The following is a 9,984-nucleotide window of genomic DNA, read 5'->3' as shown; positions in this document are numbered from 1 at the left end:
AAGGTCATTTTGGAGATATCAAAGAAAATGATAATTTCAGAAGATTTAACCATCGTACATCTGAAAAAGTATATAAAGAATTTCTTTTATACGCTGTAGGAAGAAATTTAAATAAATATTATCGCTTCGCGAAGGAAAAAATCAAAACCTACGAAGCAAAAACAGCCTAATCCTATCGGATTTTTATAAGTCATGAGAAAATATCAAATGGCTTTTTTTGTCATACAATAAATATTAAATTAAACAAAAAAATCCTAAATTATTCAGTGCTCTACATTTTTGTAGATGTTGAATAATCTAGGATTTTTAATTATTAAAGTTTAGGGGTCAAAAAACGTCATTCTCCGACAGCCCCTTTGTTTTATATATTTGGAGACAAATTAAAATCATATGGTTCGATATATTCTAATATATCTGATTTATGAGCTTTTACGGTGCCTTGTATACAATTTCCCTTGCCTCCACCCTTAGCATTGAATATGTCGTTAAAACTGTCGGCGACAGGCCTTATGTCCATAGTGGAACTGCTTATAAGGTATTTGTAGCCTCTTTCATCACTTCCGGAAAAGAGTAAAACTATATTGTTTCTGTCTTTTGTGAGATGTGATGAAAATTTGAGAAGGTCTGAGGGAAGGAGGTTTTCTTCAAATAGTATAATTTTGTCGAGGTTTTTATCTATTGCAGCAGCCCTGTACTCGAATATTTTGTCCATAAGTGCCGCATTTTCATATTTAAGTCTGTCTCTTTCAGATTTTATCTGAGAGACAGATTCGTGAGCATTTTCAGGTTTAGTAGATAATTGTGCAGATATATCATACAATATCTTATTTTTTTTATTGTAATCTTTTAGAGCTCTCTTTCCGCATAACATATAAACTCTTGTTCCACCTTTGTAATTCTGACTCGAAAGAAATTTTATTATGCCTACTTCTCCTGTGGTTTTTACATGAGTTCCGCAGCATGCACACATATCTGCGCCAGGTACTGATACTATCCTTATATCGCTATCTATGTGTTTCTTGCTTCTGTAATTTAATAAATCCAATTCATCTGGCACAGGACAGTCTATTTTTACTCCGAGATTCTTTTGTACTGTGGTATTTGCTGCATTTTCTATAAAATCAAGATTTTCCTGGGTAAGTTTATTGTCAATGTCTATGGTGACATAACTTTCCCCCATGTGAAAACCTACATTATTAAAACCAAAATGTTTATTTATGAGTCCGGATACAATATGTTCTCCCGTATGATGTTGCATTAACATAAATCTGAAATCCCAATCGATTGTGCATTCAACCGAATCGTTTTTGTTAAGTGGAGAAGAAATATAATGATAAATTATGCCATTTTTTTCATGTACATCTAAAACTGGTATTGTTTTTGAATTGAGTTTTTGATTTGAAGGTGAATGGCTGATGATAGAAATTGTACCTCTATCTGAAGGTTGTCCTCCTCCTTCTGGATAAAATGCTGTTTTATCAAGTATTGCTTTGTATTCATAAATTTGGTGGAACTTGTCTCCTTGTGCTACCTCTATACACTCAAGTACGGTAGCATTAAATTTTGAAATATAGCTGCTGTTTTCAAAAAGTTTTATTGTGTTTGACATTTAATACCTCACATGGATTCAAATTATACTAAAAGAATCCATCTTTTCTGATAAATTCTGATAAAAATTCAATTAAATTTTAAAAATGAAATCTCTTTTTAAACTCAAGCTTTGCTTTTTTGTCAGCAAAAATTATCATGCCGAGCATTACAAGGGCAGAGTAAAATGCTGCAAATATCAGAGTCCATCTGACTGTGGAAAGATTAAATATTACCAGCAGTATAGAAAGCACTCCAATCACAGAAGTAGTAATCTGATATACAAAGTATTCCCTAAATTGCATAGGTTTAAACATAGCGATTGCTGATATTGAAGAAATAGCAAGTATTATTATCAGCGGGATTGCATAATTGATAGACCAACCTCTGTAGCCTGTTGAGTAATCAATTATCAACATTATTCCGGAAATGAAGAGCATTTGCTTAAGTATAAAGTAACCTACGTTTTTTAGAGACTTTTGAATAGTATATATATTGAACCATATATAACCAAAAACACTGGTAGACAAAAGTAAATAAGTGAGGTCTTTTTCACTTAAAAACTTAACTGATATAACAAGAAAAAACACAATAATGGCAAGGAAAAGATATATTCTCAGGCGGATTGAGTTAAAATGTTTATAATCAATGTCTATTTTGGGATAGGGTTCTATAAAGTCGGAGTTAATGTTTTGCAAATTGCCGTTACAGAGGGGGCATTTGTCGGATTTTACACATATCTTTACATTGCAGTCTTTACAATAATTCATTATTCCACCTCATTTGTATACACGGTAATATCAAGCCCCTGTCTTGAAAGAAATTTGATCACAAATTTTACAACATCGGTATCTTCTATCAAAGAAGTAAAATCGAGATAAAAAATATCCTTGTAAGAAAAGTTTAGGGTCTTGAGAGGGGTGGAAAATGAAGGACTTATTATTATTTCCAGATCCTTGACAAAGTCATCTATGCCATTGTTAAATTCGATTTTACCAAGACTTGAAACAACTGTAGTCTGGGTGTTTTCACTATTTCTATAAACTCCCTTCAGAGCATAGTTTTTTATTGTAAGTGGAACAATTCTGAGCAGTGGATTTTTTTCAAGATTGCTAAAATAGCGTATCCTCTGGGCAAGATAATCTTTATCAAGGTATTTTTTAAATTCTTGAGAAATGATATCCAAAACATCATCAAAAGTATAATTTTCATTTTCAAAATCTACAGTTGGATATATATTAGTAAAGAAATTTCTTACAGTTGATGTCTCAAAATATATTCTTAAATTTGTAGGAAGACATACGGTAATTGGTTTTTTTAGAGAATCTCTCTTAAGTTCCTCGCTATATATTGCGAATGTTATGAGAGCGACCAGGTATATGGACACGGTTACTTTTTTTGATTTTACTATTTTGAGAAAATCAGCAAGAGGCATTTTTGCTATTATGACTTTCAATTTGTTTCCGTCCATCAAAGTGCCGGGTATAGAATATGCTTTTTTATTTTTGAGATTAGTTTTAATGTCTGTTGCATTTTTATGTTTGGCAAAAGCATCTTCGTCCATTGCAATTTTAGCAAAATTAGTTTTAAAGGTATCGGTGTTATCGTATATCTTGTCAGGGTATAATTCTTTAAGATAATAATAAAGTATGTTATGAAGAAATTTAAGAATCCCTGCGCCATCCCCCAAAGCATGAAACACCTCGAGATTTATTTTGTTTTTAAAATAAGAAACTTTAAAAAGAAAATTATTATTTTCTTTTTTCAGGATTGTTTTGCAGGGATAAAAATTTTCTTCATAAATTATTGGTTCATCAAAATTGATTTCAAAATAGGGCCAGAAAAGACCCCTTCGCAATTTTACTTTAAAAATAGGCATAACCTCAAGTGATTTATTAAGTGCGATTCTCAGTATTTCGGGTTTAATTTCATCATACAGATAGACAGACATACGAAAAACGTTAGTTGATCCCAAGTCGCTTACCGCAGGGTATATTTTCCCTGTATTATCCAGTTTACTCCAGTATAGTTCTTCATTAATACTCATGTGTTATCACCTCATTTATATGGTAAATGATACCATATAAATGAGTATTTTAAAAGAAAAAAGTCGAAACGTATTCTAGTCCACAATAGATAAAAAATTGGTAAAATGCACCATTTTATGATATATTAATATAGAGATTATAGATAAAATTATATCTGTAAAAAATGAATTAAACAGAGGTGTAGTTAATATGAAAATTAATTTCTCTATGGATGTCAGGCAGACCCAAAAACTTCAGATAACAAAAGAACTGAAGCAGGCGATAGAGATGCTAAACATGAACAATCAGGAAGTAGAAAGTATAATAACAGAAGAAGTCAGAGAAAATCCCGTCCTGGAAATTGAGTCCAAAGAAGAAATTGACTGGTCTAAATTTGCCAATGATATGAAAAATGTTGTTACCCATCAGTCTAAATCCTATGTTGAAGATGAAGATAATGAATCAAACCCCGAAAATTACATTCAAGCACCTGTTAACATATATGATTACCTTGAAAAAGAAATATCCTCACTAAAGCTGGATGCAAGTGAGAAAGAGATAGCGTATTATATAATAGAACGAGTTAATGATAGCGGTTATTTTACGGCAAGTATTGAAGAAGCGGTAACTTTATTAGGAATAGATGAGGAAGCCTTTATAAATGTTTTAAAAAAAGTACAAAATATTGAACCAACAGGCATATGTGCAAGAAACCTCAAAGAATGTCTCTTATTACAACTGGCAAAGCACTATGAAAAAGATGATATAGTCATAAAACTTGTTGAAAATGAACTTGAAAATATTGCGGCAAAAAAATATCAGTTGATACAGAAAAAATACAAGTTAAAAGAGGAAGAACTTGCAGATAGTATAAAGATAATAAAATCACTTGACCCAAAACCAGGAAGAGGATTTACATCATTTTCCCCCATGTATGTATTTCCAGATGTGAATGTTGAAAAAATAGGAAACAATTGGGAAGTTACAAGTAACTCCACCCTGCCACATTTATATGTGAGTGAGTTTTATAGAAAACTCCTATCCGAACGAGTAGATGAAGTAGATAAAGATACGGAAAAATATATAAAAGAAAAGCTCAATAAAGCTGTTAACCTAATAAAAAACATAGAGCAGAGAAAAAACACTATACATAAAGTAGCTACAAAGATTATAGAAAACCAGATAGATTTTTTTGAAAAGGGAAAGAGTTGTATAGTTCCTATGAAACTAAAAGATATAGCAGACGTGACTGGTTTTCATGAATCTACTATATCAAGAGCTGTAAATGGTAAATATATGATGACTCCGAGAGGGCTTTTTGAATTTAAATATTTCTTTACTACATCTGTAAGCACATCGGATGGTTTGTCAATTTCAAATAAAAATATAAAGGACAAAATAAAAGAAATTATTGATGATGAGAACAAAAAGAAGCCTCTAAGTGACCAAAAGATATGTGATATACTAAATGATGAGGGCATAGAAGTTTCAAGACGGACTGTTGCGAAATACAGAGAAGAGCTGCAATTGCTCACTTCGAGTCTCAGAAGAGAAATATAGATAAAATCCAGACTCTTATATTTGAGCAAAATATAAGAGTCTGGATTTTATAAAATGTACTATAAAAAATAAAAAGTGTAACTTATTTAGGCCGAATGTCAAAAAAATATTGCAAAATATAATAAATAGTGTATAATAAATAAGTGGGAGCGGATTACGTCCCAGTTTGATAAGTGATTTAATATTTTTTGTATATATAAGGAGGGGCTATGATAAAAGTTGCTATTAATGGATTCGGAAGAATAGGAAGACTTGCGCTCAGAAATATGAGCAAATATCCAAATGATTTTGAAGTTGCTGTTATAAACAGTACAAGGGATGCAAGCACACTTGCACATCTTCTCAAATACGATTCATCACAGGGAAGATTTGATGGATGTGTTGAAGTTTTATCAGAAAAACAATTTACGGTAAATGAAAAAATGATTCAAATAATATCGGAAAGAGACCCAGAGAAACTTCCGTGGAAAGAAATGGAAATTGATCTTGTGCTAGAGTGTACTGGAAATTTCACAGAAAAAGAAAAATCGGAAGCGCATATAAGATCCGGAGCTAAAAAAGTCATAATATCAGCACCGGCCAAGGGAGACCTTAAAACAGTGGTATTTGGTGTTAACCATGAGATAATAACTGCGAAAGATCAGGTTATTTCGGGAGCTTCATGCACAACTAACTGCCTTGCTCCAATGGCTAAGGTAATGAATGATAAATTTGGGATAAAAAGTGGATTAATAACTACTATCCATGCATACACCAATGATCAGAACACACTTGATGGAACACATCCAAAGGGAGACATGAGAAGAGCAAGAGCGGCAGCTGCCAATATAGTGCCAAACTCTACTGGAGCAGCCAAAGCAATAGGCCTTGTAATTCCAGACCTTAATGGAAAGCTTGATGGAGCAGCGCAAAGAGTTCCGGTTATAACGGGTTCTCTTACAGAACTTGTGTGTGTCCTTGATAAAAAGACAAGTGTAGAAGAAATAAATGCTGCGATGAAAAATGCAAGTGATGATTCATTTGGATATACAAAAGATGAAATAGTATCATCAGATGTAATAGGAATAACTTATGGAAGTCTTTTTGATTCCACGCAGACAACAGTTTTACAAGTTGGAGACAATCAGCTTGTAAAAGTAGTGGCATGGTATGACAATGAAATGTCATATGCAGCTCAGCTTGTAAGAGTTGCTAGATTTGCAGGCCAAATGATTTAGTTATACTGAGAATAAAAACTTCTAAGTAATCACACTTAAAATAATCAGACTCTAATTGCCAAGTAGGGGTCTGGTTATTTTTACTTTAAAATAATCACTAACAAATTATCAGAAAATATAAAAACAACTTGAAAAAAATTGTCATATGAAGTATTATAATAGTAGGTGGGACATAAAACGCGAGACGGGCAAAATAAGTCCCGCGGTATAAAACTTATGACTCATAGAGGGGGTAATTTATGAATAATCTCCTGGAAATCCAGCGAAAGATTGTTCCGGAGGCTCTTGTGCTTCTTGAAAAAAGGTATGCCATATTAAAGGAGATAAGTCTTTCGGGTACAATTGGCAGGCGCATGCTTGCAGTAAAAATGAATATTTCGGAAAGAATTGTAAGAAGTGAGGTTGATTTTCTCAAAAACGAAGGTTTGCTTGCAATCGATGCAGCAGGAATGGTAGTGACACCGCAAGGAAAAGCTATACTGGATAGTTTGGGAGAATATATATCTCAGATCAGAGGACTTGCTATAATGCAGGACAAGCTTGCTGAAAAGCTTGGGATAAAAAAAGTGATTATTGTGGCAACAACACTGGGAATAAACCAGGAAGCTTTAAAAGAACTTGGCAAAGAGGCTTCGAGATATTTCCTTTCTACAGTCAAATCAGACAGTATAGTAGGAGTAACAGGTGGATACACAATGTATGAATTTTCTGAGCAGATGCAAAGAAAAGAGTTTCCAAAAATGACAATAGTCCCTGCCAGGGGAGGCCTTGGAGAGGTTCTGGAGATTCAATCTAACAACATAGTTGCCAACTTGGCAGGTAAACTAAATGCAAAATATGAACTTCTCCATATACCAGACAACATTAACAAAGACATAATGGGGTATATGTATAATGATCCGCAGATAAAGGGTGTTTTAGATGATATCCAAAAAATAAGTTATCTTGTTTTTGGAATAGGAAACGCTAAGGATATGGCAAAGAGAAGACGCACTTCGGATACAAAGTGGTTAGAAATTGAAAAAAAAGGTGCAGTTTCAGAATCTTTTGGACATTATTTTGATATTAATGGTGAGATTGTACACGAGACAGGAACTGTTGGAATAAAGCTCGAACAATATAAAAGTCTGGAACACATCATTGGTGTTGCGGGTGGAAGCAACAAGGCAGAGGCAATTCTGTCGATTTCAAAAATAAATAAAAATCTGGTACTGATAACAGATGAAAGTGCTGCATTCAGATTGCTTGATTTACTTGGCAAATGTGATTAATAAAATGTGATTATTTAGAAGGAGAAATACTATGCTAAAGGTAGCGATAAACGGATTTGGAAGAATTGGTAGACTTGCATTAAGAAAAATGGTAGAACAGACTGACAAGTTTGAAGTTGTAGCAATAAATGACCTGACAAACTCAAAAACCCTTGCTCATCTATTTAAATATGACTCAGCTCAGGGAAGATTCAACGGTGAAATAGTAGTTGAAGAAAATGATTTTATTGTAAATGGACAAAAAATCAATGTCTATTCAGAAAAAAATCCTGCAGATCTTCCTTGGGGAGAACTTGGCGTGGATGTGGTCCTTGAATGTACAGGTTTCTTTGCAGACAAAGACAAAGCGCAGGCTCACATAGAAGCTGGGGCCAAAAAAGTAGTTATATCTGCTCCGGCAACTGGGGGAGTAAAGACTATAGTTTATAATGTAAACCATGACACCCTTGATGGGACTGAGACTATAATATCGGGAGCATCATGTACAACAAACTGTCTTGCACCTATGGCTAAAGTATTAAATGATAAATTTGGTATAACAAAAGGGTTTATGACAACAATACACGCATACACAAACGATCAGAATACACTTGACTCACCTCATGCAAAGGGAGACCTTAGAAGAGCAAGAGCAGCTGCGGCAAACATTGTGCCAAATTCAACGGGAGCAGCAAAGGCTATTGGACTTGTAATACCAGAGCTTAAGGGGAAACTTGATGGTTCAGCTCAAAGAGTTCCTGTAATAGCGGGTTCGCTTACAGAACTTGTGTGTACAATGAAAAAAAATACATCAGTAGAAGAAATAAATCAGACGATAAAGGATTCGGTTAATGAATCTTTTGGATACACAGACGAAGAACTGGTTTCTTCTGATATAATTGGAATGAGCTATGGTTCGCTTTTTGACTCTACTCAGACAAAGGTTATGGAGGTTAATGGAGAACAGCTTATAAAAGTAGTATCTTGGTATGATAACGAAATGTCATACACAAATCAGCTTATAAGAACACTCAGACATTTCGCATCGCTTACTGAATAAATTACAGTTAACAGTAAGACACGTCCGTGCATTTGCATGGACGTGTCATATAAGTGGAGGAACAAACTATGTCTATGATAAATAAAAAGTCCATAGAGGACATTAATGTAACAGGAAAAAAAGCGCTCGTAAGATGTGATTTCAATGTGCCGCTCAAAGACGGTGAAATAACAGACCTTAACAGAATATATGGAGCGCTTCCAACCATAGAATATCTTGTAAAAAATAATGCGAAAGTGATTTTGTGCTCACACCTTGGAAAGCCTAAAAATGGTTATGAGCCAGCACTTTCGCTTGAGCCAGTTGCAAAAAAACTTTCAGAGCTTCTTGGCAAAAAAGTAAAGTTTGCAGCAGATCCTCAAGTGTCTGGTGAAATAGCAAGAGCTGTTATAAATGATATGAACGATGGAGATGTTATACTTCTTGAAAATACAAGATTTAGAAAAGAAGAAACAAAAAACGAAGAAGTTTTTTCCAGAGAACTGGCATCCCTGGCAGATGTTTTTGTAAATGACGCTTTTGGCACAGCTCACAGAGCGCACTGTTCAACGGTGGGCGCAGGTGAGTTTATGGAGGCAAGAGTTTGTGGGTACTTAATTCAAAAAGAGTTGAAATTCCTTGGGGAAGCGGTCGCAAATCCAAAAAGACCCTTTACTGCAATTCTTGGAGGAGCAAAAGTTTCAGATAAAATCGCCGTTATAGAAAAGCTTCTTGACAAGGTAGATACTCTGATAATTGGAGGAGGAATGGCGTATACATTCCTTAAAGCACAGGGGTATAATATAGGAACATCTCTTGTTGAAGAAGAAAAAGTTGAATATGCAAAGGAAATGATTGATAAAGCAAGACAAAAAGGTGTTATAATGTTATTACCGGTAGATAATATAGTTGCTGATAAATTCTCTGCGGATGCAGAAGCGGTTGTGACCGATGATCAGAATATACCAGAAGGCTTTATGGGACTTGATATAGGGCCAAAGACTGTACAAATTTACGTAGATAAAGTAAAAACGTCTGCAACGATAGTGTGGAACGGACCAATGGGAGTATTTGAGTTTGAAAATTTTGCTAAAGGAACACTTGCAATAGCAAAAAATATGGCAGAACTTAAAAATGCCGTAACAGTAATTGGAGGAGGAGACTCAGCTGCAGCAGTTAATCAGCTGGGATTTGGAGAAAAGATGACACATGTTTCGACGGGAGGAGGCGCATCGCTGGAATTCCTTGAAGGGAAAGAACTTCCTGGCATAGTATCTCTTGACCCCAAGTAAACTCTAAACAGA

9 protein-coding genes are annotated in these 9,984 nt (G+C 34.3%); 6 read left to right on the top strand and 3 right to left on the bottom strand.

The annotated features are described in order from the left end of the window. The coding region (locus tag G558_RS14515) for a transposase (RefSeq protein WP_084502837.1) at window positions 1–170 on the top strand (170 nt) is incomplete at its 5' end. A gap of 191 nt (window positions 171–361) precedes the next feature. Here G558_RS14515 and G558_RS0106485 read toward each other — a convergent pair. The 3 genes from G558_RS0106485 to G558_RS0106475 all read right to left on the bottom strand — a co-directional run bounded on the left by G558_RS0106485 (window position 362) and on the right by G558_RS0106475 (window position 3,634). Then, a complete protein-coding gene (locus tag G558_RS0106485; protein ID WP_028829454.1) occupies window positions 362–1,609 on the bottom strand; it encodes an alanyl-tRNA editing protein in 1,248 nt (415 codons plus the stop codon). Between the two features lie 79 nt (window positions 1,610–1,688). After that, window positions 1,689–2,357, bottom strand: coding sequence for a DUF6320 domain-containing protein (locus G558_RS0106480; protein WP_028829453.1), 669 nt, complete (start codon window positions 2,355–2,357; stop codon window positions 1,689–1,691). Next, a complete protein-coding gene (locus tag G558_RS0106475) occupies window positions 2,357–3,634 on the bottom strand; it encodes a hypothetical protein (protein ID WP_028829452.1) in 1,278 nt (425 codons plus the stop codon). Before G558_RS0106475 ends, G558_RS0106480 begins: the two co-directional genes overlap by 1 nt. A gap of 190 nt (window positions 3,635–3,824) precedes the next feature. On the opposite strand from G558_RS0106475, the gene rpoN reads away from it, so the two are divergent. From rpoN to G558_RS0106450, 5 genes are all read left to right on the top strand, one after another. Next, a complete protein-coding gene (gene rpoN, locus G558_RS0106470; RefSeq protein ID WP_028829451.1) occupies window positions 3,825–5,174 on the top strand; it encodes an RNA polymerase factor sigma-54 in 1,350 nt (449 codons plus the stop codon). A 209-nt stretch (window positions 5,175–5,383) separates the two neighbouring features. After that, window positions 5,384–6,391 carry a type I glyceraldehyde-3-phosphate dehydrogenase gene (gene gap / locus G558_RS0106465; RefSeq protein ID WP_028829450.1) on the top strand — a complete coding sequence of 336 codons (1,008 nt, stop codon included), beginning with the start codon at window positions 5,384–5,386 and terminating at the stop codon, window positions 6,389–6,391. A 239-nt stretch (window positions 6,392–6,630) separates the two neighbouring features. After that, window positions 6,631–7,662 carry a sugar-binding transcriptional regulator gene (locus G558_RS0106460; protein WP_028829449.1) on the top strand — a complete coding sequence of 344 codons (1,032 nt, stop codon included), beginning with the start codon at window positions 6,631–6,633 and terminating at the stop codon, window positions 7,660–7,662. Between the two features lie 31 nt (window positions 7,663–7,693). Then, a complete protein-coding gene (gene gap, locus G558_RS0106455; RefSeq protein WP_028829448.1) occupies window positions 7,694–8,701 on the top strand; it encodes a type I glyceraldehyde-3-phosphate dehydrogenase in 1,008 nt (335 codons plus the stop codon). Window positions 8,702–8,769: 68 nt separating this feature from the next. Continuing rightward, window positions 8,770–9,972 carry a phosphoglycerate kinase gene (locus G558_RS0106450; RefSeq protein WP_028829447.1) on the top strand — a complete coding sequence of 401 codons (1,203 nt, stop codon included), beginning with the start codon at window positions 8,770–8,772 and terminating at the stop codon, window positions 9,970–9,972. Window positions 9,973–9,984 lie beyond the last annotated feature (12 nt).

The sequence above is a fragment of the Proteocatella sphenisci DSM 23131 genome (genome assembly GCF_000423525.1).
Taxonomy (GTDB): domain Bacteria; phylum Bacillota; class Clostridia; order Peptostreptococcales; family Filifactoraceae; genus Proteocatella; species Proteocatella sphenisci.
This window is presented reverse-complemented; position numbering and strand designations above follow the sequence as displayed.

Coding starts and splice junctions, on each gene's coding strand:
- G558_RS0106485 (WP_028829454.1), bottom strand. CDS start 1,609: ATGTCAAACACAATAAAACTTTTTGAAAACAGCAGCTATATTTCAAAA.
- G558_RS0106480 (WP_028829453.1), bottom strand. CDS start 2,357: ATGAATTATTGTAAAGACTGCAATGTAAAGATATGTGTAAAATCCGAC.
- G558_RS0106475 (WP_028829452.1), bottom strand. CDS start 3,634: ATGAGTATTAATGAAGAACTATACTGGAGTAAACTGGATAATACAGGG.
- rpoN (WP_028829451.1), top strand. CDS start 3,825: ATGAAAATTAATTTCTCTATGGATGTCAGGCAGACCCAAAAACTTCAG.
- gap (WP_028829450.1), top strand. CDS start 5,384: ATGATAAAAGTTGCTATTAATGGATTCGGAAGAATAGGAAGACTTGCG.
- G558_RS0106460 (WP_028829449.1), top strand. CDS start 6,631: ATGAATAATCTCCTGGAAATCCAGCGAAAGATTGTTCCGGAGGCTCTT.
- gap (WP_028829448.1), top strand. CDS start 7,694: ATGCTAAAGGTAGCGATAAACGGATTTGGAAGAATTGGTAGACTTGCA.
- G558_RS0106450 (WP_028829447.1), top strand. CDS start 8,770: ATGTCTATGATAAATAAAAAGTCCATAGAGGACATTAATGTAACAGGA.